20 protein-coding genes are annotated in these 24,172 nt (G+C 68.9%); 11 read left to right on the top strand and 9 right to left on the bottom strand.

Features of this window, described 5'->3' with window-relative positions; genetic code table 11:
• Positions 1–151: 151 nt before the first annotated feature.
• From BUF17_RS16335 to BUF17_RS16325, 3 genes are all read right to left on the bottom strand, one after another.
• The gene (locus tag BUF17_RS16335) at positions 152–1,339 is read right to left on the bottom strand and encodes a tryptophan 7-halogenase (RefSeq protein ID WP_084564779.1); all 1,188 of its coding nucleotides are present in this window, start codon (positions 1,337–1,339) and stop codon (positions 152–154) included.
• Positions 1,320–3,482 carry a LodA/GoxA family CTQ-dependent oxidase gene (locus BUF17_RS16330; RefSeq protein ID WP_210215456.1) on the bottom strand — a complete coding sequence of 721 codons (2,163 nt, stop codon included), beginning with the start codon at positions 3,480–3,482 and terminating at the stop codon, positions 1,320–1,322. Before BUF17_RS16330 ends, BUF17_RS16335 begins: the two co-directional genes overlap by 20 nt.
• A 346-nt stretch (positions 3,483–3,828) precedes the next feature.
• Positions 3,829–4,803: a LysR family transcriptional regulator gene (locus BUF17_RS16325; RefSeq protein ID WP_073630588.1), complete on the bottom strand. Its 975-nt coding sequence runs from the start codon at positions 4,801–4,803 to the stop codon at positions 3,829–3,831.
• Positions 4,804–5,145: 342 nt separating this feature from the next.
• Between BUF17_RS16325 and BUF17_RS16320 the strand changes: the two genes are divergently transcribed.
• The 11 genes from BUF17_RS16320 (at position 5,146) to BUF17_RS16270 (ending at position 17,341) form a co-directional block, all read left to right on the top strand.
• Entirely contained in the window at positions 5,146–6,237 is a 1,092-nt protein-coding gene (locus BUF17_RS16320; RefSeq protein WP_073630586.1) for an ABC transporter ATP-binding protein, read from the top strand.
• 37 nt (positions 6,238–6,274) lie between these two features.
• A complete protein-coding gene (locus tag BUF17_RS16315) occupies positions 6,275–7,000 on the top strand; it encodes an HAD-IA family hydrolase (RefSeq protein WP_073630584.1) in 726 nt (241 codons plus the stop codon).
• Between the two features lie 14 nt (positions 7,001–7,014).
• Positions 7,015–8,319 (top strand): NAD(P)/FAD-dependent oxidoreductase, encoded by a 1,305-nt coding sequence (locus tag BUF17_RS16310; protein WP_073630691.1) that lies wholly within the window; start codon positions 7,015–7,017, stop codon positions 8,317–8,319.
• Between the two features lie 139 nt (positions 8,320–8,458).
• Positions 8,459–9,499: an ABC transporter substrate-binding protein gene (locus BUF17_RS16305; RefSeq protein ID WP_073630582.1), complete on the top strand. Its 1,041-nt coding sequence runs from the start codon at positions 8,459–8,461 to the stop codon at positions 9,497–9,499.
• A 24-nt stretch (positions 9,500–9,523) separates the two neighbouring features.
• A complete protein-coding gene (locus tag BUF17_RS16300) occupies positions 9,524–10,396 on the top strand; it encodes an ABC transporter permease (RefSeq protein WP_073630580.1) in 873 nt (290 codons plus the stop codon).
• Positions 10,397–10,399: 3 nt separating this feature from the next.
• Positions 10,400–11,194 carry an ABC transporter permease gene (locus BUF17_RS16295; RefSeq protein WP_073630578.1) on the top strand — a complete coding sequence of 265 codons (795 nt, stop codon included), beginning with the start codon at positions 10,400–10,402 and terminating at the stop codon, positions 11,192–11,194.
• Entirely contained in the window at positions 11,194–12,888 is a 1,695-nt protein-coding gene (locus BUF17_RS16290) for a GMC family oxidoreductase (RefSeq protein WP_073630576.1), read from the top strand. The genes BUF17_RS16295 and BUF17_RS16290 overlap by 1 nt, the downstream gene beginning before the upstream one ends.
• Positions 12,889–12,905: 17 nt before the next feature.
• Positions 12,906–14,330: an aldehyde dehydrogenase family protein gene (locus BUF17_RS16285; protein ID WP_073630574.1), complete on the top strand. Its 1,425-nt coding sequence runs from the start codon at positions 12,906–12,908 to the stop codon at positions 14,328–14,330.
• Positions 14,331–14,389: 59 nt separating this feature from the next.
• On the top strand, positions 14,390–15,859 hold the full coding sequence (locus BUF17_RS16280) for an NAD-dependent succinate-semialdehyde dehydrogenase (protein ID WP_073630572.1): 1,470 nt from the start codon (positions 14,390–14,392) through the stop codon (positions 15,857–15,859).
• A gap of 22 nt (positions 15,860–15,881) precedes the next feature.
• On the top strand, positions 15,882–16,955 hold the full coding sequence (locus tag BUF17_RS16275; protein WP_428977660.1) for a tartrate dehydrogenase: 1,074 nt from the start codon (positions 15,882–15,884) through the stop codon (positions 16,953–16,955).
• A 20-nt stretch (positions 16,956–16,975) separates the two neighbouring features.
• Positions 16,976–17,341 carry a cupin domain-containing protein gene (locus BUF17_RS16270; RefSeq protein WP_073630568.1) on the top strand — a complete coding sequence of 122 codons (366 nt, stop codon included), beginning with the start codon at positions 16,976–16,978 and terminating at the stop codon, positions 17,339–17,341.
• A gap of 34 nt (positions 17,342–17,375) precedes the next feature.
• Here the strand turns inward: BUF17_RS16270 and hydA are convergent, their stop codons facing one another.
• The 6 genes from hydA to BUF17_RS16240 are packed head-to-tail and all read right to left on the bottom strand — an operon-like array spanning position 17,376 to position 24,081.
• Positions 17,376–18,776, bottom strand: a complete 1,401-nt coding sequence (hydA, locus tag BUF17_RS16265) for a dihydropyrimidinase (protein WP_073630566.1) — start codon at positions 18,774–18,776, stop codon at positions 17,376–17,378.
• A gap of 22 nt (positions 18,777–18,798) precedes the next feature.
• The gene (locus BUF17_RS16260) at positions 18,799–19,554 is read right to left on the bottom strand and encodes an SDR family NAD(P)-dependent oxidoreductase (protein WP_073630564.1); all 756 of its coding nucleotides are present in this window, start codon (positions 19,552–19,554) and stop codon (positions 18,799–18,801) included.
• Positions 19,555–19,578: 24 nt separating this feature from the next.
• Positions 19,579–20,517: an NAD-dependent epimerase/dehydratase family protein gene (locus BUF17_RS16255; protein ID WP_175563719.1), complete on the bottom strand. Its 939-nt coding sequence runs from the start codon at positions 20,515–20,517 to the stop codon at positions 19,579–19,581.
• Positions 20,514–22,166, bottom strand: coding sequence for a dipeptide ABC transporter ATP-binding protein (locus BUF17_RS16250; RefSeq protein ID WP_073630563.1), 1,653 nt, complete (start codon positions 22,164–22,166; stop codon positions 20,514–20,516). The genes BUF17_RS16255 and BUF17_RS16250 overlap by 4 nt, the downstream gene beginning before the upstream one ends.
• Complete coding sequence (locus tag BUF17_RS16245) at positions 22,163–23,038, bottom strand: ABC transporter permease (RefSeq protein ID WP_073630562.1); 876 nt, start codon at positions 23,036–23,038, stop codon at positions 22,163–22,165. The genes BUF17_RS16250 and BUF17_RS16245 overlap by 4 nt, the downstream gene beginning before the upstream one ends.
• Entirely contained in the window at positions 23,035–24,081 is a 1,047-nt protein-coding gene (locus BUF17_RS16240; protein ID WP_073630561.1) for an ABC transporter permease, read from the bottom strand. Before BUF17_RS16240 ends, BUF17_RS16245 begins: the two co-directional genes overlap by 4 nt.
• Positions 24,082–24,172: the final 91 nt, after the last annotated feature.

Genomic DNA, 24,172 nt, shown 5'->3' with positions numbered 1-24,172 from the left:
TGAAACTGACGCAGAGTTTTTCATTTTCATGAAACTGTCAAGCGCGCATGAACGACCCGCCGCGACCGCTGCCGGCGCGGGGGACCGTCGCGCGGTCCGGCGTTCGGGCACCGCATCGCGAGCGCAGCGCCTGTTTCGTCCGGCGCACGCGTCAGGAGAAGAGGGGAGGGAGGCGGCGCGCCGGTTCGTCTTCCGCCGCCGGCACCGGGCCCTCGAGGCGGCGGGCGCGCCAGAACGGCTTGTCCGGCCAGCGCGTCTCGGCGGTGTAGAGCGCGGCGCGAAGCCGGAGGTTCGCCGTGAAACGGGCGAACGCAATCGCCTGATAGGCCGCGAACGCCCCGGCATTGCCGCGCTGCCGATCCGTGATCGCCGCCGCGGCGGCGATGCCCTCCATCAGGGCCTTGGTGATGCCCTGTGCCGTCAGGGGATCGCAGCTCCAGCCGGCATCGCCCGCCGCCAGCCAGTCCGGGCCCGCGATGCCGCTCAGGATCGCCGAGGATGCGCTGCTGCCGCCGGCCGACAGGATGCCCGCCGGACGGGCGGCAGCAACGGCCGGGCCGACGAGGTGGGTCGCCTCCAGAGCGCGACGGAAGCCGTCGGTGCTGCGAAGCGAAAGGCCGGCCTCCGCGGCCGCCGCCGGATCGGTCGCGACCATCGCCACCATGCGGTCGCCGGGGATCCGGGTGGCGTACCACCAGCCGTAGGGCACGGCTTCGAGGAATGTCCGCGCCGCCGTCGCCCCGGTCGCCTCCACCGCCAGGACGGCATGGCGCACCGTGAGCTCGTCGACCGGATTGCGGGCGATCCCGAGGCGGCGCAGCGCGGTGGCGCCGGCGCCGCTGGCGTCCAGGAGAACGTCCGCCTCGATCGCGCCGGCCGCCGGTCCGCGAGCGAAGGCGAGGCGGAAACCGCCCGCCTCCGCGCGGCGGACCTCGGTGAGGTGCCCGGCGACGAGGGCGATGCCGCGGGCGCGCACCTCCTCGCGCAGCGCCGCGTCGAAGGCCGCGCGGTCGAGATGCCAGCCGGCGCCGTCCGGATCGCCCAGCGCGTCGTTGTGGCCGGGCGTGTCCTTGCCCCACAGCGACGTGGATCCCGAGCTTTCGAGCGGGCGGAGCGTGGCTGCCCGCCCGTAGGCGCCGAGCCGCTTCAGCAGGCCCACCGCGAAGGCCGGAATGGTCTCGCCGAGCCGGAATGCCGGCGCCCGGTCGCGGTCGAGGACGACGACGTCCGTGAGGCCGGCCGCCTGCAAGGCGAGGGCGGCGGCGCATCCGGCGATCCCGGCGCCCGCGATCGCGACTGAGACCCGGGCGGGAAGATCGTCAGGGCGCCGGCGGGACATTGAAGGACGGCCACTCCGCAACCGTCTGGTCCGGGGACGTCTCGAAGAAGCTCGCCACTTCGAGGAAGGGATCGTCGGCCGATGCCGGCCGCGCCGCGGGGTCGATCCGGCTCGCCTGCACCACGAAGCCGACCTTGTACCAGTTCAGAACGAACGCGCGCTGAACCTGGAAGCGTCCTTCGAGCGCCGGATAGTGGGTCGTCGTTCCCGCGCCCCGCACGGCATAGACCTGTTGCCCAGGGGTCCATCCGCGTTCCGCGTCGAAGTGCGAGAGCGATTGCGGGTGCACCACGAAAGGCCGTTCCGCCGGCCACGACCAGTAAAGCGTCTTGTCGCCGTTCGGATTCGGGAAGGGCGGGTGGATCGTGCACTGGTTGAAATCGGTCAGCCAGGGCACCGCCATGAACTTGGTCAGGTCGCCGGGCTCGACCGGCGCGTCGCGCAGGGGCACGTAGCCGACGCCGAGGAACGGGCGGTCCTTCCGGGCCGCCGCATAGTCGAGCGTGGCCGCGTTGATACGGAACGGGCCGCATCCGGCGGTGCGCCAGTCCCGCCGGAACAGGTGGGTGTCGAGGATGACGAAGGGATATTGCAGACCCGGGTTCATCCGGCCGGCGACCCCATTGACGAGCGTCACCCGGTCGAGGGTCTCGCCGGGGCCGAGCGGCCTGCGGGGGTTCTCCGCGAGCAGCTTCCCATGCCACTGGTGCAGCATGAAATATTGCGTCGGGGTGATCGACAGGAACGGCTTTCCGGCGGAGCCGAGCGAGAGCGGCATCAGCGGCTGGCCGATCGAATCCTGCGACGGCACGAACGGGTTGCGGATGAGCGACTTGAAGTTCGGCAGCTTGGCCGTCGGATCGTCCGCGGGCTTGATGTCGCCGATCGCGTCGTGTGCCATCACGGCGTAACGCGGCAGATGGATGTTCCAGCGCAGCAGCTTCACCGCCTGGAACAGCGGGCGGATATCGTCCTCGAACACCGGGCGGAACCCCGGCATGTAGCCCCTGCCGTCGTGGAGTTCGGGAACTAGGCCGAGTTCACGGACGAACACGTCGTAGACATCGTCCCAGACCGTGACGACGTTGCGGACCTGCGGCGCGAACCCGGGCGCCCCGGCGAGCGCCCATGCGCCGGCGACCGTCTCCACCGATCCGTCCTCGAACACCAGCGTGGCATCGACCGGGCCGTCGGAGACGTCGTCGAACCACTGGTCGTGCTCGATGAAGATCGGGCTGCCTTCGAGCGAGGGCACCTTGCCGTCGACCATGATGCCGACGGTGTTGCCGAAGCCGGGCGCGAAGATCAGGCGGCCGGTCTCTGCCTCGATGCGGATGTCGCCGAGGCTGTCGATCGGACGCAGCGGCACGTCGAGCGTGAAATGATCGGCGGGAAAGCTCTTCGGATAGTCGGCGGCAACGGCGACGGTGCCGTCCGGCTTGGCGAAACTCGCGGGCGTCGTCCGGTCGAAGGCCGCGACCTTGCCGGCGTCCGCACGGGCCGACAGGGCGCGTGGTCCTGGATCGATCACCAGGGTCGCAAGACGCTTTTCGCTGTCGAGCGGCCCGTCCCCGGGGCGGCGGACCGGCGGCGTTCTGCCGTCGCGGTAGAAGCTGAGATTGACCTCCTCGGCCCCGCTGTTGTGGGAGAAGTTGTTGAGCTTCTTGTTGGCGACGTGGACGGTCCAGACGATGTCCTTCACGGTCCTGCCGTCGACGACGCTGCCGAGGACGATTTCCTGCCCCTCGCCGGTGGGCCAGCCCGCCTCGGTGTAGGCATAGATGCGGTATCGGGTCGCCTGGCGCTTGAGCCGCCCCTCGGCATCGCGGAACCCGTCTGCGTCGAGCGGCGCGCCACTCGACGGGTCGAGAGGCAGGCCGCCCCACAGCGCCTCTCCGGTCGTGGCGAGTTCGCCGGCGGCGGTTTCCGGGGCGAGATAGAACGCCGCGCTGTTTCCGACGCGGGAAAGCCCCATCGCGGGATGGATGCGGAACGTCGTCCGCTGCGGCCGGGCGGGCTCGCCCTCCGCGGCGGCCGCGGGCACGGGCGCGCTGAACGGCAAGACGGCCGCGACCGTCGTCGCGGCGCCTTTCAGCAGTTCCCTGCGGTCGAGAGCCGGATGTGCGAAATCCTCGCGATCCATGGTTGTCCTTCCCCCAAAAAGGCCGCCCACTTGTCATGCAAGAGCTATCCGGGCGAGAGGACGTGAGCAAGCATGGGCCGTGCTCGGAAAGGTTGAGGGGCCGGCCGATCGCGGGCCGGGATCCATCTCCGCCCGACGGAGGCTCCCGGTCGGGGCTTCGAAGAGCGGCGGGCAGGCCGGCAGGGGCTGCGGCGGCCCCTCCCGGCGCAATCCGGCCCGAAGCCCCTCCCGGTCGGACGGAGGCATCCGGGCGCGACGCAGCCGCGCCGGATTCGACAATCGAACCAAGACCTTATCCGTGAGACGGCCCCGCTCCGCGCGCGATGGCTCAGGCTTGCCGCGACGCTCAGGCCTGCCGTGCGGCCTTGTCCGATCGCGCGGCGGCGGAGGCGATCTCCAGGGCCGGATAGAGCGCGCTGACGGCCTCCACGTCGGCGGTGAGTTCGGCGATCATCCAGTCGCGGACCTTGCCCACGATCGGGCGCGCCGGCTTGTCGCGCAGCCGGACGAGATGGCAGCGGCGGCCTGTGACCATCAGGTGCTCGCGCGCCGGCACCAGCGCGCGGGTGCGCAACCAGTAGGCGACGACGTTCAGCCATCCGAGCGCGACGCCCTGTCCGAGCAGCGCGGCCTGAACCACGATGGCGTAATCGGAAAAGATCATGGAGTTCTGCGAGGTGCCGCCGTCGGCGGGGGCGAACAGCCGCGACCAGTCCGGCTGGGCGTCGCTCAGGTTGATCTTGGTGTCCGGCTCGCCGATCCTGCCGTCGTGCACGCCGTGGCCGGCCCGATAGTCGGGGCTGCAGATCGGCAGCAGCATCTCGGGCATCACGAACACCGCCTCGTGGCGCTCGTCGGCTCCATCGACGAAGCGCATGCCGAGATCGACATCGTTCACAGGGCCGGACAAGGCGCCCATCACAAGCTGGAAGCGCAGGTCGACCGTCGGAAACACCCTCTTGAAGTCCGCCATGCGCGGCATCATCCAGTGCGTGGTGAAGCCGGTCGAAACCGACAGCGTCACGGTTTCCATGCCCGTCCGCCGGTCCTCGATCTCGCGCAGCGCGCTTTCGATGCCCGCGAAGCCGCGCGCGATCGCGTCGAACAGCAACTGTCCCGTCTCCGTCGGAACCACACCGCCCGGCTGGCGGACGAACAGCACCGTGTCGAGATGGTCTTCCAGGCGCGAGATCATGCGGCTGACCGCCGCCGGCGTGACGTTCAGCTCGTCGGCGGCCCTGGAAAAGCTGCCGCAGCGGGCCGCGGCCTCGAACGTGAAGAGGCCATTCATGGAAGGAAGGGATCGCCGCAGGAAGGTCATTACATTTTGTAACACCCCATCGTCTTTTTTTCAATTGTGCGGAACGGTCATGCTTGGTCTGTTGGCTAACAACACGGGCATCAGACCCGCCACCTGACCCAGGGGAACAGGACGGATCGACGGAGGTGAGGTCGCTTATGCGTTTCCCGTTCAGATCGAGCCGATCTGAACGGAGGAGATGCTCAAAGCGTCGAATCTGGAGCGATTCCTTGTCGGCGGATGAGTCCGTCCGCTTGGAAAGCGCTCCAGGCACCCGCGCATGTCGGTGCCATCGGGTTCCTGCAAGACCGCGCCGTCAGGCTTCGGGACGTGTCCGAAGCTGAAAATCTGCAATGGAATCCTATGATTGAACAACCGAAGAGAGAGCGCGTCGGCGTTTCCATCAGGAAGGCGACAAAAGCCTACGGGACTTTTCGCGCCCTTGATGAAGCGAGCCTCGATGTCGCCCCCGGCGAGTTCGTCTCCATTCTCGGCCCGTCCGGCTCGGGCAAGACCACGCTTCTCGGCATTCTCGGCGGCTTCGTCCAGCCGAGTTCCGGTTCGATCTGGATCGGGGATCGGGACATTACATTCGAGCCGCCGCACAAGCGCGACATCGGCATCGTCTTCCAGAACTATGCGCTGTTTCCGCATATGAGCGTCGGCGACAACATCACTTTCCCGCTGCGCGCCCGCCGGCTGCCCCGCTCCACCTGGGCCGAAAAGCTCAAGTCGGCGCTCGAGATGGTCGAACTCTCCGGCTACGAGAACCGGCGCATCCACGAACTCTCCGGCGGCCAGCGCCAGCGTGTGGCGCTGGCGCGCGCCATGATCTTCGAACCCGGCCTGATCCTGATGGACGAGCCGCTTTCGGCGCTCGACAAGCAGCTTCGCGAGACCATGCAGATCGAGCTCAAGCGGCTGCACCGGCGGCTGAGCGCCACCATCATCTATGTCACGCACGACCAGCGCGAAGCGCTGACCATGAGCGACCGCGTCGCGATCATGAACAAGGGCCGTCTGGTCCAGGTCGATACGCCGGAGCGCCTGCACGATCACCCGGCCAATGCCTTCGTCGCCCGCTTCATCGGCGAGGCGACGCTGCTGCCGGTCCAGCGCGGCGCCGACGGCGCGGTGCGGCTGGGTGGCCAGGTGATGACGACCGCGCACCCCGTGCCCGGCGGCGAGGCGCTCTATCTCGTCGTCCACGCCGAAAAGCTTGTGGTGGCCGACGGCTCCCAGGCGCCGGGTTTCAACCGGCTCTCCGGCATCGTCACCGACACGCTCTACCAGGGCGAAAGCATCCGCGTGTTCGTCCGTCTCGATGTCGGCGGCGAACTGAGCTTCCGCCTCCCCAGCAACCATGCCGGCCGCGCGCTGATGAAGGCGCCCGGCGACGCGATCACCGTCGCCCTCCATCCCGAGGACACGGTCATCGTCCCGGAAGCGGCCTGAAGCGACCCCATTCTCTGCGTTCAACGAGGAAGAGACGATGCAACTCACCCAATTCAAGGTCATGACCTTCGACGTGGTCGGCACTTTGATCGATTTCGAAAGCGGGGTCCTCAACGCCGTGCGTACCCTCGGCGGTGAGAAGGCCGCGAAGGCCAGCGACGACGAGATCTTCGAGCCCTACAAGCGCGGCCGCGACAAGTTCTACGGCCGCTCCTCCTTCGCCATGAAGGACGTCTACCTGTCGCTCGCCGACGAACTCGGCTTCAAGAACGACGAGGCCACCGCCGAGGCGTTCCAGCTCGCGGTGCTGCGCTGGCCCGCCTTCGCCGATTCCGTCGAGGCGCTGGCCCGGCTGCGCAAGAATTTCCGCCTCGTGGCGATGACCAATGCCGACCGCACCGCGTTCTCGGCCTATTCGGACACGCTCGGCAACCCGTTCCACGACAGCGTCACCTGCGACGAGGCCGGCTGCGCCAAGCCCAATCCGCAGTTCTTCGCCTTCAACAAGGGCCGCCAGTCCGCCTTCGGCTTCAAGCAGTCTGAAATCCTGCATGTCGCCCAGAGCCAGCATCACGATATCGGCGTGGCGCGCGAGCTCGGCTACACGACCTGCTGGATCGAGCGTCGCCAGGGCCAGAACGGCTTCGGCGGCACCCCGGTGCCGAAGGTCGTGACGAAGCCGGACTTCCACTTCTCCACGCTGAAGCAGCTCGCGGACGCCGTGGACGCGGAACTCGCCGCCGGCGTGAAGACGGCGGCCTGATCCGGACGATGCCGATGACCGCCCGCCCCCCCTTTCCCGACATCGCCTCGCTCTGGCAGGAGACGGCATCCGCGCGTCCGGCCTTCGGAACGCTGTCGGGCGGTCATCGCTTCGACGTCGCCATCGTCGGCGGCGGCTATACCGGCCTGTCCGCCGCGCGCTATCTCGCCCGGCGGGGCCTGTCGCCGGTGGTGATCGAGGCGAGCCGGATCGGCTGGGGGGCGTCCGGCCGCAATGGCGGGGTCGTCTCGGGCAAGTTCCGGCTCTCCTTCGCCGACATCGCCGCGCGGCACGGCATCGAGACCGCGCGGCGGATGCACGATCTCGGCATCGAGGCCATCGACCATGTCGGCGAGCTGGTGGCGGAATACGGCATCGCCGCCGCCGAATACCGGCCGACGGGCTCGCTGCGCTGTGCCCATAACGCCGTGTCGCTGGAGGCTCTCGGGAAGGAAGTCGCGTGGCTGCGCGGCGCGCTCGGCGATCGCGCCTGCTCCATGCTCTCGCCCGGGGAGATGGAAGCCGAGACCGGCTCGCGCGATTTCGTCGGCGGGATGCTCAACACCCACGGCGGCGTCATCCATCCGCTGAACTTCGTGCTCGGCCTCGCCGCCGGCCTTCAGGCGGCGGGCATCGCGATCCACGAGCGCTCGCCGGTCACGGCGATCCGGCGCGACCGCGACGGCATGGTGGTGGAAACGCCGGATGGCACCGTGTCGGCGCGTCAGGTGGTGATCGCCACCAATTCCTACTCGGATCTCACGCCGGCGACGGCGGCGGTGCGCAAATCCATCATCCCGTTCCGCTCGGCGATGATCGCCACCGAGCCGCTGACGGGCACGGCCGGGCAGGGCCTGCTGTCGCGGGGGCGCAGCTACACCGAGACGCGCCGCATGATGCGCTGGTTCCGCAAGGCCGGCGACCGGGTGATGTATGGCGGTCGCGGCGCCTTCGGGAAGACCGATTCCGAAAGCGCCTTCGCGGCGCTCCACAAGGCGATGGTGCGCCAGTTCCCGGAACTGGCCTCGGTCGCCGTTACCCACCGCTGGTCGGGCCTCGTCGCCATGACCATGGACAGCCTTCCCCATCTCGGCCGCCTCGACGACAGGGTGGTCTATGCCGTCGGCTACAACGGAACCGGCGTCGCCATGGCCTCCAACATGGGCCGCTACGTCGCGGCCCTGGTGGCGGGCGAGACGCCGGACCTCGGCCTGCTCACCTCGACGCCGCTCAGGGCGGTGCCGTTCTACCCCGTCCGGGAACCCGCCGTCCGGCTCGTCGCCGGCTGGTACCAGTTCCTCGATGCCATCGGGCGCTGAGCGGATCTCGTTCAGATCGAACCGATTGGAGCCGCCATCCGCCGTCCGGCCCCGTCCGCCCGGCGGCCACGCTCCAGGGCCCCGAAAGTCGCCTGCCATCCGGGACATCGTGTCCTGCCAAAACAGAGGAGAACGACGAATGCGGTACCGAGTTTCCATGATCGCGCTTTGCGCGTCAGCGGCGATCTTCACGGCCGGCGCGGCGCGCGCCGATCAGATCACCTTCGTCTCGCAGGGCGGCGCCTACCAGGAGGCGCAGACCAAGGCGATCCTCGATCCCGTGGCGGCGCAGCTCGGCATCACCATCAATCAGGACAGCTCCCCCGATGCCTGGCCGGTCATCAAGACCCAGACCGCCTCGGGCAAGGTCATCTGGGACGTGGTCGATACCCCGGCCAAGGATTGCATCCGCGGCGGCGAGCAGGGCATGATCGAGAAGCTCGACTTCTCGCAGATCCCCAACGCCGAGAAGATGCCGGCCGAGTACAAGAGCCCCTATTCGGTCGCCTATGAATTCTATTCGAGCGTGCTCGCCTACAACAAGAAGAAGTATGGCGACAACCCGCCGAAGACGTGGGCCGATTTCTGGGACGTGAAGAAGTTCCCGGGCACCCGCGCCCTGCGCAACCATCCGCTCGCGACCCTCGAGGCGGCGCTTCTCGCCGACGGCGTTCCGGCCGACAAGCTCTACCCGCTCGACGTCGACCGCGCCTTCAAGAAGCTCGAGCAGATCAAGCCCTACATCACGGTGTGGTGGACGTCGGGCGCGCAGTCGGCCCAGCTCCTCGCCGATGGCGAGGCCGATATGGAGATGGCGTGGAACGGCCGCGTCGCCGCCGTCGTCAAGGAAGGCGCGCCGGTCGGCTACTCGTTCAACGAGGGCTTCCTGCAGTACACCTCGCTCTGCATCCTCAAGGGCGCGCCCAACGCGGCCACCGCGGTCAAGTTCGTGAACGCCGCGCTGACGCCCGAGATCCAGGCGAACTTCCCGGCCTATATCGATTACGGCCCGGGCAACCCGGAAGCCTACAAGACCGGCAAAATCTCGCCGGAGCGGGCGGCCGAGATGCCGAGTTCGCCGGAGAACGCGAAGCTTCAGGTGCTCGTCTCCGACGCGTGGTGGAGCTCGCCGGCCGGCGAAGAGGCGCAGAAGCGCTGGGCCGAGTTCATCCAGAAATAAGGACCGGCCTGCGGAGGGTCATCCATGGTGCAGTCGACGATAAACCCCGCGGAGCGGCATGAGCGGCGCGAGCAGATGCTCATGCTGGCCCTGCTGGCGCCGGCCCTGCTGGTCATCGTGGCCCTTCTGGTGGTGCCGCTGCTGTGGCTCGCCTGGCAGTCGGTCCGTCAGGACGGGGGCTTCACCCTCGCGCACTACGCGCGCTTCCTGACGGATCAGGTCTACTGGATGACCTTCCTGCAAACCTTCCGCATCGCGGGCATCGTCACCGTGATGACGATCCTGCTCGGCTATCCCGTCGCCTACGTGGCGGCGGGCCTGCCGCAGCGCTGGAGCATCGTCGTTCTTTCGATGGTGCTGCTGCCGTTCTGGACGTCGGTGCTGGTGCGTGCCTACGCCTGGCTGATCCTTCTGCAGCGCAACGGCATCGTGAATTCGGCCCTCACCGGCCTCGGGCTGATCGACGAGCCGCTGCGGCTCGTCAACAACGAGCTCGGCACCATCATCGCGACCATCCACATCCTGCTGCCGTTCATGGTGCTGCCGCTCTACGCCACCATGAAGAAGATCCCCGGCGAACTGACGATGGCCGGCGCCAGCCTCGGCGGCTCGCCGCTGCACGTCTTCCTCAGGGTGTTCCTGCCGCTTTCGCTGCCGGGCCTGGTCGCGGGCACGGTGCTCGTCTTCGTGCTCACGCTCGGCTTCTACATCACGCCGGAGCTTCTGGGCGGCGGGCGCACCTACATGGTCTCCATGTTGGTCTCGCGCAATATCGAGGTCTACAACGAGTGGGGCGCCGCCTCGTCCATCAGCGTCGTGCTGATGATCTGCGTCTTCCTCGTCTTCCGCCTCGCCAGTCTCCTCATTCCGTTCGAACGCATCATGGGAACGAGGTGACGCATGAGCCTGTCCCGGATTGTCCTCTACGGCCTCGTCGCCCTCATCCTCGCCTGGCTGATCATCCCGATCCTGATCATCCTGCCGATGTCGTTCTCCGGCGCGCGGTTCCTGGCGTTTCCGCCGCCGTCTTGGTCGCTGCGCTGGTATGAATCCTATCTCGGCAGCGCGGCCTGGATGCAGGCGACCCGCGTCAGCCTGACGGTCGCGGTCTCGAGCGCCGTCATCGCCACCATTCTCGGCACGGCGGCGGCCTACGCGCTCAATCTCACGCAGTCCCGGCTGGTGCGCAGCCTGCAGGCGCTCCTGCTGCTGCCGCTGATCGTGCCGATCGTCATCACCGCCGTCGGCGTGTTCCTCGTCTACGCCCAGGTCGGGCTGCTCGCCACCATGACTGGCCTCATCCTCGCCAACGTCATGCTCGGCCTGCCTTATGTGGTGACCTCGGTCCTCGTCGGCCTGCGGAAGTTCGACCACACCCAGGAGATGGTCTCGCGCAGCCTCGGCATGAACCGCTGGCGCACCTTCTTCGTCGTCACGCTGCCGCAGATCCGCCCGAGCGTGATCACCGGGCTCCTGTTCGCCTTCATCTCGGCGATCGACGAGACGGTGGTGTCGATCTTCATCTCCGGCGGCGAGTACCAGACCCTCACCAAGCGCATGTTCACCGCGCTGCGCGACGAGATCGACCCGACGATCGCGGCGATCAGCTCTCTGCTGACGGCGATCTCCTTCATCCTGCTGATGCTCGCCGCGCTGAACGCGCGCAATGCCGAGCGCCCGCAGGGGCATTCGTGATGATCGTGGATCACCTGATCCTGGGAGGCGGTTCGGCCGGCTGCGTGCTGGCCGCCCGGCTCTCGGCCGATCCCGGAAGAACGGTCGTGCTGGTCGAGGCCGGCCGCAACATCTCCGCCGACGACATTCCCGACGCGATCCGCAGCCGCTATCCCGGCCGTGCCTATCTCGACACCGGCAACATCTGGGCGCGGCTCACGGCGCTGATGGGTTACGCCCGGTCCAATGCCGCGCCGCGCACCTCGCGGCGCTACGAGCAGGCGAAGCTTCTCGGCGGCGGCTCGGCGATCAACGCGCTGATGGCCAATCGCGGCGCCCCGGCCGATTATGCCGAATGGCAGGCGCTCGGCGCGGACGGCTGGGGCTGGGACGACTGCCTGCCCTATTTCCTCCAGATCGAGGCCGACCGCGACTTTTCCGGGCCATTGCACGGCAGGGACGGCCCCCTGACCATCCGGCGCATATCGGACGCGCGGATTTCGCCCTTCGTCGACCGCGTCATGAAGACCCTCGACCGCCGCGGCCATCCCATCCGCGCCGACCAGAACGGGCCGTGGGAAGACGGCACCTTTCGCGGCGCCGTCGCGGTCAGCGATGCCGGCGAGCGGCTGCCGACCTCGCTCGCCTATCTGACGGCGGAGGTCCGGCGCCGGCCCAATCTGCGCATCGTCACCGAATGCGTGGCCGACCGCATCCTGTTCGAAGGCCGCCAGGCCGTGGGCGCCGTCCTGTCGGGGGCGGCGAGCGAGACCGTCCGCGCGCGGGAAGTGATCGTGTCCGCCGGCGCCATCCACACCCCGGCGCTCCTGATGCGCTCGGGCGTCGGTCCTGCCAACGATCTCGCCACCATGGGCGTTCCTGTCGCCGTGGACAGCGGTGCCGTCGGCCGGAACCTGATGGAGCATCCCTCGATCGCGGTCGCCGCCTATCTGCCGCCGCACATGCGGGTGCGCGACCCGGCCGAGCATCACGAGCAGGCGATCTGGCGCTTCTCCTCCGGTCTGGAGGGCGCGCCGCAGGGCGACATGCACGCCGCCATCCTGTCGCGCTCCGGCTGGCATTCGGTCGGGCTGCGCATGGGCAGCCTGTTCTTCTGGGTCAACAAGTCCTATTCGCGCGGCGTCGTCAGGCTGGCCTCGCCCGATCCGCGCGCCGAGCCGGACGTCGACTTCCGCATGCTCAGCGACGCGCGCGATCTCGAACGCCTCAAGCTCGCCCTGCGCATGGGGGCCGCGGCTCTGTCGGATCCGTTCATGGACGGCCATCGCGGCACGGTGTTTCCGTCGAGCTATTCGCCGCGCGTGGCGAAGGTCGCCGTGCCCGGCACCTGGAACGCGCTGCAGCGCGGCCTGCTGTCGGGCCTGCTCGACGTGGCCGGGCCGCTGCGGCCGGCGCTGGTGCACGCGGCGGTCACGCTCGGCACCACCCTGCAGGGCCTTCTTGACGACGACGACGCGCTGACCGAATTCGTCCGCCGTCATGTCGGCGGCACCTGGCATCCCTCCGGCACCTGTCGCATGGGCGCGGCCGGCGATCCGGCGGCGGTGACCTCGCCGACAGGGCAGGTTTACGGCGCCGGGGGCCTCAGGGTCTGCGACGCCTCCCTGATGCCGTCGATCCCCTGCGCCAACACCAACATCCCCACCATCATGATCGCCGAGCGCATCGCCGATTTCGTGCTGGACGGCCGCTGAGGCGGCTGGAGACCGACATGGACAGATATCTCACGTTCTATATCGACGGCGCATGGGTCGATCCGGCGACGGACGCCCGCCTCGCCGTCGTCGACCCGGCGACGGAACGGCCGTTCGCCGAGATCGCCATGGGGTCCGCGGTCGATGCCGAACGCGCCATCGCCGCCGCGCGCCGGGCGTTCGCGTCGTTCTCGCTGACGTCCCGTGAAGAGCGCCTCGCCCTCCTCGAGCGCATCGTCGCGGTGCTGAAGCGGCGCAACGACGAGATCGGCGACATCATCTCGCGCGAAATGGGCGCGCCGCGGCGGATGGCCCGCGACGAACAGGCCGGCATCGGCATCGTACATTTCGAAGAGACGATCCGCGCCATGGGCGCCTTCGCCTTCGAGTACGCCCAGGGCACCACCCGTATCGTCCACGAGCCGGTCGGCGTGGTCGGGATGATCACGCCGTGGAACTGGCCGATCAACCAGATCGCCTGCAAGGTCGCGCCGGCGCTCGCCACGGGCTGCACCATGGTGCTGAAGCCGTCGGAAATCGCGCCTCTCAACGCGGTCCTGTTCGCCGAGGTGCTGCACGAGGCCGGCGTGCCGGCGGGCGTGTTCAACATGGTGCAGGGCGACGGCCCCGGCGTCGGCACCGTGCTGGCCAGCCACCCGGATATCGACATGGTGTCGTTCACGGGTTCCACCCGCGCCGGCATCGCGGTGGCGCAGGCCGCGGCTCCGACGGTGAAGCGGGTGCATCAGGAACTCGGCGGCAAGTCGCCCAACATCGTCCTCGCAAGCGCCGATCTCGCCGCCGCCGTCCGCTCCGGTGTCAGCCGCTGCTTCGCCAATTCCGGCCAGTCCTGCAATGCGCCGACGCGGCTTCTGGTGCCGGCCGGGCGGATGGAGGAAGCCGTGGAGATCGCGCGGCAGGCGGCGGAGGCCGTCCGTGTCGGCGACCCGTCCGATCCGGCCACCGAACTCGGCCCCGTCGCGAGCCGGGCGCAGTTCGACAAGATCCAGGGCCTGATCCTGAAGGGGATCGAGGAGGGCGCGACCCTCGTGGCCGGCGGTCCCGGCCGCCCGGCGCACCTCGAAGCCGGCTATTATGTCCGGCCCACGGTGTTCGCCGGCGTCACCAACGACATGACCGTCGCGCGCGAGGAGATCTTCGGCCCGGTGCTGTCGATCCTGGGCTATCGCTCCGAGGACGAGGCGGCAGCCATCGCCAACGACACGCCCTACGGCCTGGCGTCCTACATCCAGGGCGCGCCGGACGAGGCCCGCGCCTTCGCCCGCCGGCTCAGGACCGGCATCGTGCGCCTCAACGAGGCGCCCTGGGACGGCGCGGCGCCGTTCGGCGGCTACAAGCAGTCGGGCAACGGCCGCGAGTACGGCACGTTCGGCCTCAACGAATTCACGGAAATCAAGGGCATCGTCGGCTTCGGCGATTGACCCTCGGCCGGTGTGGCGGCGCGCGCCGTGTCAGCCCCGCATTCCTCTCAGGTGAACACATGCTCAAGCTGAAAGACCCCTCCCTGTTCGTCGAGCGGGCGCTGATCGGCGGCGTCTGGACGCATGCCGCCGGCGGCGCGACCGTCACCGTCGACGATCCCGCCACGGGCGCCGCGCTCGGCACGGTGCCGGATTGCGGCGCCGACGACACCGCCCGCGCCATCGAAGCGGCGGCCGAGGCCTTCCGGAGCTGGCGGCTCACCACCGCGGCCGAGCGCGCCCGCCTGCTGGAGCGCTGGCACGACCTGCTTCTGGAGAACGCAGACGACCTCGCGCTGATCATGACATCGGAGCAGGGCAAGCCTCTTGCCGAAGCGCGCGGCGAGATCGGCTACGGCGCCTCCTTCATCAAGTGGTTCGCCGAGGAAGCCCGCCGCGGCTACGGCATGACCATCCCCGCGCCGACGGCGGACCGCCGCATCGTGGTCAACAAGGAGCCGGTCGGCGTCGCGGCGGTGATCACGCCGTGGAATTTCCCGAATGCGATGATCACGCGCAAATGCGCGCCAGCGCTCGCCGCCGGCTGCACCGTGGTCATCAAGCCGTCTGAGTTCACGCCCTATTCCGCGCTGGCTCTGGGCGTGCTTGCCGAGCGCGCCGGCATTCCGGCCGGCGTGATCAACATCGTCACCGGAATGCCGAAGGCCATCGGCGCGGCGCTGACCTCAAGCCCCGACGTGCGCAAGGTCTCCTTCACAGGGTCCACCGCCGTCGGCTCGCTGCTGATGGCGCAATGCGCGCCGACGGTGAAGCGGCTCAGCCTCGAACTCGGCGGCAACGCGCCCTTCATCGTGTTCGACGACGCCGATCTCGATGCGGCGGTCGAGGCGGCCATCGTCTCCAAGTTCCGCAACGGCGGCCAGACCTGCGTCTGCGCCAACCGGCTTCTGGTCCAGGCAGGCGTCTACGATGCCTTCGCGGAGAAGCTCGCCGCGCGGGTCGCCGCCATGCGCGTCGGGCCGGGCGTGGAGGAGGGCGTGCAGATCGGGCCGATGATCAACGCCGCGGCGGTCGGCAAGATCGCGGCCCATGTCGAGGACGCGCTCGCCCATGGCGCCCGCAACATCACGCCCCGGGACGCGCTGCCGGCCGGTCCGCTCTATGTGGCGCCGATGGTGCTGACCGGCGCCACGACGGCGATGCGGCTCGCGAGCGAGGAGACCTTCGGCCCCGTGGCGCCGCTGTTCCGCTTCGAGACCGAGGCGGAGGCGATCGCGATCGCCAATGCGACGCCCTACGGCCTCGCGGCCTATTTCTTCACCGAGAACCTGCACCGGGCTTGGCGGGTCGGCGAGGCGCTGGAATTCGGCATGGTCGGCCTCAACACCGGCAGCGTGTCGATGGAAGTCGCGCCGTTCGGCGGCATCAAGCAGTCGGGCCTCGGCCGCGAGGGCGGTCCGACCGGCATGGACGAATATCTCGAGACCAAGGCCTTCCACCTGGGCGGCCTCAAGACCCGGCCGCTGTGAGCGGACCGTGCGGGACATGACGATGAACGAGCGCACCTACGATATCGCCGTGATCGCCGGGGACGGCATCGGCAAGGAAGTGATGCCGGAAGGCGTCAGGGTCCTGGAGGCGGCAGCCCGCCGCCACGGCTTCACGCTGCGGCAGAAATGGCACGATTTCGCCCATTGCGACTATTACGCCCGGCACGGCCGCATGATGCCGGAGAATTGGAAGGAAGAGATCGGCCGGCCCGATGCCATCTTCTTCGGCGCCGTGGGCTGGCCGGCGATCGTGCCGGACCACGTCTCGCTCTGGGGTTCGCTGCTGCAATTCCGGCGCGAATACGACCAGTACGTCAACCTGCGCCCCGTGCGGCTGATGGAAGGCGTGCCGTGCCCGCTCGCGGGCCGCAAGCCCGGCGACATCGATTTCTGGGTGGTGCGCGAGAACACCGAGGGCGAATATTCCGCCATCGGCGGCCGGATGTTCGAGGGAACCGACCGCGAACTCGTGATGCAGGAGACGGTCATGACCCGCAAGGGCGTCGACCGCATCCTGAAATTCGCCTTCGACCTCGCCCGGACGCGCCCCCGCCGGCTGGTGACCTCGGCGACCAAGTCCAACGGCATCGCCATCACCATGCCCTACTGGGACGAGCGGGTGGAGGCGATGGCCGCGTCCTATCCCGAGGTGTCGTGGAACAAGTTCCACATCGACATCCTCACGGCGAACTTCGTGCTGAAGCCGCACATCTTCGACGTGGTCGTCGGCTCGAACCTGTTCGGCGATATCCTGTCCGATCTCGGCCCGGCCTGCGCGGGCACCATCGGCATCGCGCCTTCCGGCAACATCAATCCCGAACGCGAGCATCCCTCGCTGTTCGAGCCGGTGCACGGCTCCGCGCCGGATATCGCCGGGCAGAACGTGGCGAACCCCATCGGCCAGATCTGGTCGGCGGCGATGATGCTCGATCATCTCGGCGAGAAGGGTGCCGCGGCCGAGATCGTCGCGGCCATCGAGGCCGTGCTGAAGGAGCCCAGCCTGCGCACGCGCGATCTCGGCGGATCGGCCGACACCGCGAGCTGCGGCAAGGCGATCGCCGCGCTCCTGTCCTGACATTTGTGGAGTTCGGACCGATGTCCAACCTGATCGTCTTCGACCTCGACAATCCCGGAACGCCGAAGGAGAGCAAGGCGCTGCCCGAACGTCTGGTCGACGGCGACCCGTCCTACAGGACGTGGGAGCAGGACACCGTCGACGGCGGCCGCATCCGTTCCGGCATCTGGGAGGCGACGCCCGGCGCGATGCGCTCCATCAAGGGCGAGACCTGGGAATATTGCACCATCCTGTCCGGCGTGATGGAACTCACGGAGGACGGCCGGGAACCCCGCCGCTTCACCGCCGGCGATACCTTCGTCATGCGCCCGGGCTTCACCGGTACCTGGCGCACCATCGAGACCGTGCGCAAGCTCTGGGTGATCGTGTCGCCCGAAAGCGTATGATCCCATCTGATCCCGATGGTGTTCCGGCCCGCGATCAGCGGGCTGCGAGCGGTGAGTGCGCGCGGGCGCGGTGGCGGCCCTGGCCCTTGGGTCCGACGAGGGCGCCCTCGTCGACCATCACGGTGCCGCCGAGGATGACCGTCACCGGCCAGCCCTGCACCTCCAGCCCCTCATACGGGGTGTAGTCCGAGCCGTCGTGCAGGTCCGCGTGGCGGATGGTGCGCCGCACGGCCGGGTCCCAGATCGCGATGTCGGCGTCCATCCCGACCGCGATCCGTCCCTTGCGCTCCAGCCCGTAGAGCTGGGCATGGTTGGTCGCGGTGAGGGCGACGAAGCGCGGCAGGTCGATCCGTCCCTTCATCACCCCTTCCGAGAACAGGATCGGCAGCCGGGTTTCGACGCCCGGAATCCCGTTCGGGATGTGGCGGAAGCTGGTGCGGCCGCGGGCGTTCAGCTTGCCGGAGGGGTCGTCGAACAGGAACGGGCAGTGATCGGAGGAGAACAGGTCGAACACGCCCTGCTCGATGCCGCGCCAGCAGGCGTCCTGCTCCTGCTTGTCGCGCGGGGGCGGCGAGCACACGAATTTCGCCCCCTCCCAGTTGCTGCGGTCGAGATCGTCGGCGGTGAGCATCAGATATTGCGGGCAGGTCTCGCCCACCACCTTGCGGCCGCGCGCGCGGGCCGCACGGATTTCGTCGGCCGCCGCGCCGTTGGAGACATGGACGATCACCACCGGCACGTCGACCACTTCGGCGAGCGACAGCGCGCGATGGGTCGCCTCGCGCTCGACCACCACCGGGCGGGTGCTCGCATGGGCGCGCGGCGCGACGTCGCCGGCGCTCTCGTGCTGGCCGATCAGATAGCGGATGGCGTCCTCGTTCTCGCAATGGACGAGCACGAGCGCTCCCGTCCGCCGCGCGACGTCCATGGTGGCGAGGATTTCGGCATCGTTCAGCCGCAGCCCCTCATAGGTCATGAACACCTTGAAGGAGGTATAGCCGTCGGCGACCAGCGCCGGCAGTTCCTGCCCGAGCACCGCCGGCGTCGGGTCGGAGACGATCATGTGGAACGAGACGTCGGTGTAGCACTGGCCCTCCGCCAGCGCGTGATAGGCGGTCACCGCCTCGCGCAGCGACTGCCCCTTCTGCTGCAGGCAGAACGGCAGCACGCAGGTATTGCCGCCGAACAGCGCCGAGCGGGTGCCGCTCTCGAAGCCGTCAGCCATGCGGATGCCCTCGCCCGAGGGCTGGGCCATGTGGACGTGGCTGTCGACGCCGCCGGGCAGGACGTAGCGTCCCGTCGCGTCGAGGGTGCGGGCGCCGTCCGGCAGGCTCTCGCCGATCTGGACGATGCGCCCGTCCCGGATGCCGATGTCGGCGGCGAACACGTCGGATGCGGTGGCGATGGTGCCGTTGCGGATGACGAGGTCGAACATGGGTGCTCTCCGATCCCTGGTGTCAGACCATCACGTCGCCGCCATTGGGGGAGAGCGACTGGCCGCAATAGTAGCCGCCGGCGTCGGACGCCAGCATGAGCGCCGTCGGCGCGATCTCGTCGACGTGGCCGAACCGGCCCATCGGCAGCTGGGCCTGCTTCATGGCCCGCCAGGCATCCGTCAGCCCCATCAGCATGTCGGTCTCGATCGGTCCCGGCGCGATCGAATTGACCGTCACCCCCTTCGGCGCCGCCTCGTAGGCGAGCGCGCGGGTGAAGCCGACGATGCCGGCCTTGGCGGCGCAATAATGCGCGAGGCCCGGCGCGCCCTTGTAGGCGAGCTGCGAGGAGAAGTTGATGATCCGGCCCCAGCCCTTCGCGGCCATCGCCGGATAGAACCGCTGGGTCACCATGAAGGTGCCGCGCAGGTGCACGCCGATCATGCGGTCGAACGCGGCCGTCGTGATGTCCTCGAACGCGAGATCGCCGCCGATGCCGGCGCAGTTGACGAGGATGTCCACCGGGCCGAGGGCATCGGCACTCCAGGCGGCGAGGGCGTCGACCGAGGCCTCGTCGGCGACGTCGCAGACGGTGTGGACCACGTCGTGGCCGGCGGCACCGAGGCGGGCGGCCAGCGCGGCGGCATTGGCGTCGTCGCCGAACTGGCAATAGCCGACGCGCGCGCCGTGGGCGAGGAAGATCTCGACGATGGCCGCGCCGATGCCGCGGCTGCCGCCGGTCACCAGAGCGGTGCGGCCGGCGAGGCTGAAACTGGTCATGGTCCTGTCTCCGGAATGGCGCTGTCAGGCGCGACGGTCCGCCAGCCACGCGGCATAGGCGCGAACGCCGTCCTCCAGCGTGTGGCGCGGCACGAAGCCGAGATCCCGCGCGATGGCGGTGGTGTCGAAACGGTGCTGGTAGTCGTCCAGCGGATCTGGTCCCGGGGCGACGTCGATGTCGGCGCCGGGCAGCACGCGCCCGACCACCTCGGCGACTTCGCCGATGGTCAGGAAGCTGCCGCCGGTTGCGGTGTAGACCGGTTGCGGGCACGACGGCGCGTCGTGTGCGCGCAAGAGCGCGTCCACCGCGTCGTCGACATGGATGAACTGGCGGGGAAAATCGCGCCCGAATGGCAGTCGGCTCGGCCGGCCGGCCTGCGCGTCCTCGATCAGGGTCCGGATCACGCAGTCCGTGGTGCGGCCCGGTCCGTAGACCCAGCACAGCCGGACAGCCACCGCGTCGAGGCGATGCTGCTGGCGATAGCCGGCCAGTAGTTGTTCGGCCGCGACCTTGGTGGCGCCATAGACGCTGGAGGGCCGGAGCGGCGTATCCTCCGCCAGTCCGGGCGTGCCGGCCTCCGGCGCGCGCGTCGGGCCGAAGGCGCTGGTGGACGAGCAGAACACCAGCCGGCGCATCCCGAAGGTCCGCGCCAGTTCCAGCATGTTGGCCGTCCCGGTCACATTGGCCTGAACGATGCCGTAGGGGTTGTCGATCATCACCATCGGCCCGGAGACCGCGCCGCAATGGATGATCGAGCCGACGCCCTCGGCACGCGCGAGGCCATGAAGCCGGTGGATGTCGCCGAGATCGGCGATGGTGACGGGGTGCTGGCCCGGCTTGAGCGCGATGTCGATGCCGAGCGCCCGCCGGCCTTCAGCGGAGAGGCGCGCCAGTACGCGCTGGCCGATCAGGCCGGAGGCACCGGTGACGAGAATGGTCGGTTCGGATGTCGTTTGGCTCACCGCAGAACTCCCTGCAGATGGTCTTCATGGGGCGGCGCGGCCTGTTCGATGGCGAGCTCCGCCGACAGCAGCTTGCGCGTATAGGGGTCCTTCGGCCGGGCGAAGACCTCGTCCATGCTGCCCGCCTCGACGATCCGTCCCCGGTTCATGACGGCGACGTCGTGGGCGAGCGAGCGCACCGAGTTGAGGTCGTGGGTGATGAACAGGGCCGAGAGCTGCATCCGGCTCTGCAGGTCGCGCACGAGATCGATGATCTGGGCACGCACCCGGATATCGAGCGCGGTGGTCGGTTCGTCGAAGATGACGAAGTCCGGGCGGCTGGCGAGCGCCCGCGCGATGCCGACGCGCTTCTGTTCGCCCGCCGTGAGTTCATGGGGAAACAGCTCCGCGGTGCGCGTCGGCAGGTCGACGAGCGCCAGCACCTCGTGGACCCGCTTCAGGCGCTCGGCGGCGGACATGGTCTCCAGCATCGCCAGCGGCTCGTTGACGAGCTGACGCACCCGCCAGCGCGGGTTGAGCGCCACATAGGGTTCCTGGAACACCATCTGGATCCGGCGGCGCAATCCGCGGAAGCGCGCCTCCGGCCAGTGGGTCACGTCCTCCCCGTCGAACAGGATCTGGCCCGACGTCGCCTGCAGCAGCCGCACGAGGCACTGGCCGATGGTGGTCTTGCCCGAGCCGCTCTCGCCGACGAGGGCGAGGGTCTCGCCCCGGCGCACGGTGAAGGACACGCCGTCGACCGCGCGGACGAGTTCGCCCGGTCGGCTGCCGGGGAAAATCTTCACGAGGTTCTCGATGGCGAGCAGCGGCGCGGCGTCCGTTCCGGTCCCGCGAAGCGAGGGAACCGGCCGCGCCCGCGCCGCGTCCAGGAGCGCACGGCTGTAGGGTTCGCGCGGCGCGGCGATGAATTGGGCGGTCGGCGCCATCTCCTCGATCCGGCCGCCGCGCATCACCGCGACGCGGTTGCAATAGTGCGCGACGATGCCGAGATCGTGGGTGATGAGCACCACCGAGCAGCCCATCCGCCGGCTGCGCTCCACCAGCATGTCGAGCACCTGCACCGACACGGTGGCGTCGAGCCCGAGGGTGGCGTCGTCGGCGAGCACGATCTTCGGCTCGGCGATCAGGGCCATGGCGATGACGACGCGCTGGGCCATGCCGCCGGACAGCTCGTGGGGATAGGCCTTGGCGCGCTCCTCGGGGTTGACGATGCCGACATCGGCGAGAAGCTGCACCGCCTGAGCCCAGGCGGCCTGCCGCGACAGCCGCCGGTGGCTGCGCAGCACGCGCACGAGCTGCGCCCCCACCCGCTCGACCGGATCGAGCAGCGCCTTGGCGTTGGTGCCGATCAGCGACACCGTCCCGCCGCGCAGGGCACGGCGTTCGCCCGGCGTCATCTGGCTGACGACGCGGCCTTCGACCAGCACCTCACCGCGCTCGCGGCGCACGCCCGGGGGAAGCAGGTCGATGATCGCGCGCGCCAGCAGCGACTTGCCGGCGCCGGTTTCGCCGACGATGCCGAGGATCTCGTGCGGCATCAGCCGGAGATCGAGCCCGTCCAGCAGGACGCGCTCGCCTTCCTCCCCGTCGGCGACGAGGGTCAGGCCGTCGATCCGCAGCACGGGCGTGTCGGCGGTTTCGCTCGTCATGCCGTTTCTCCGGTGGTCTGCGGCCGGCGCCCGGCGCGGGCCGGCTTGCGGGCACGCGTGGGATCGAGCGCATCGCGCATCACGTCGCCGAGCAGGGCGAAGCAGAGCACGGCGACGACGATGGCGAGCCCGGGGAACAGCGACACCCACCACACGCCGAGGATCATCTGCTGGGCACCGGTGGAGACCATCAGCCCCCATTCCGGCGTCGGCATGCGCACGCCCGCGCCGATGAACGAGAGGCCGGCGGTGAGCAGGATCGCCATGCCGATCGAGATCGAGACCTGCACCATGGCCGGCATCATCGCGTTCGGCAGCAGGTGGCGGAACATGATGTGGCGGTCGGTGGCGCCCGAGCACCGCGCCGCCGCCACGAACGGCCGTTCCCGCAGCGACAGCACCTCGGCGCGGATCAGCCGGGCGAAGATCGGGATGAACAGGATCGCGAGCACGATCGCGACGTTCCAGATCTCCTGGCCCATCACGGCCACCAGCGCCATGCCGAGCACGAAGATCGGAAAGGCCTGGATGAAGTCGAACAGCCGCATGGCGAGGCTGGACGCCGGGCCGCGATAGAAGCCGATCAGCAGGCCGAGCGGCACGCCGACGGCGAAGGCGACGGCGACCGAGACGACGCTGATCAGAAGATTGATGCGCGTCGCGTAGACCACCCGCGAGAACACGTCCATGCCGGTGATGTCGGTGCCGAACCAGTGCGCGGCGGAGGGCGGCTGCAGCGAGGCGAGGGCATCGGCCTCCACCGGGCTGTAAGGGCTTATCACCGGCGCGAACACGATCATGACGATCTGCAGCGCGAGCAGCAGGAGGCCGATCACAGCCGCCGGGCGTCGGAGCGCGAGGGGCAGCTTCATACCTTGATCCTCGGGTCGGCGAGTTCGTAGAGGATGTCCACCACGAGGTAGACGACGAGAATGAAGGCGGCGGCGACGAGGATGAAGCCCTGCAGCGCCGGGTAGTCGCTGTTCATCACCGCCTGCACGGCGTACTGGCCGAGGCCACCCCAGGAGAAGATCGTCTCGACCAGCACGGCCGCGCCGAGCAGGAAGCCGACCAGGAAGCCGATGATGGTGATGATCGGCGGCAGGCTGTTGCGCATGGCGGCGCGGATGATCACGCGCTCCGGCACGCCGCAGGCCCGGGCATGGCGCACGAAATCGGACCGCCAGACGCCTGCGAAGATGCTCTGGGTCATCTTCATCAGCGCGCCGGCATTGACGATGGCGATGGTCAGCACCGGCAGCACGAGGCGCCCGGCGGCCGATGTCAGCGCGGCGAAATTGCCGGCGATCAGCGCGTCCACCGTGTAGAAGCCGGTGACGTAGGGCGGCGGGTTCATCATCGCATCGATGCGCCCGAACGGTGCGGCCGCCCAGCCGAGCATGGTGAAGAACACGTAGATCAGGATGAGGCCGATCCAGAAATCGGGAATGGCGCCGGCGGCGAGGCCGTAGATCCGGGCGCCGACATCGACGGTCCCCCCCGGCCGCACCACCGATGCGACGGCGACGGCGAAGCCGATGATCACCGTCAGGATCATGGCGTAGGTGATCAGTTCCAGCGTTGCCGGCGCGCGCTCCATCAGGTCGACCGTCACCGGATTGGAGGTGAAGATCGAGATGCCGAGATCGCCGTGCAGGACGTTGCCGCAATAGGTGAGGAACTGCACCCACAGGCTGTCGTTGAGGCCGAGCCGGTCACGCAACTGCGCCACCGCCTCCGGCGTCGCCATGTTGCCGAGCAGCAGCACCGCCGGATCGCCGGGCAGCAGGCGGATCAGGAAGAACGTCACGAACAGCACGCCGAACATCTGCGGCACCAGCAGCGCAAGCCGTGGCAGCACGATCTGGAGCGCGCGCGGAACGCGCTCCCAACGTCGTCTCAGGGCGAGGAGCATGTCTGCATCTCCGCAATCATCGCGAGAAATATCGCCGGTCTGTCTTCGGCAGCGCATTCGGAACATTCCGTCATGCGCGCGGCATCCATGC

The sequence above is a fragment of the Pseudoxanthobacter soli DSM 19599 genome (assembly GCF_900148505.1).
Classification (GTDB): Bacteria; Pseudomonadota; Alphaproteobacteria; order Rhizobiales; family Segnochrobactraceae; genus Pseudoxanthobacter; species Pseudoxanthobacter soli.
This window is presented reverse-complemented; position numbering and strand designations above follow the sequence as displayed.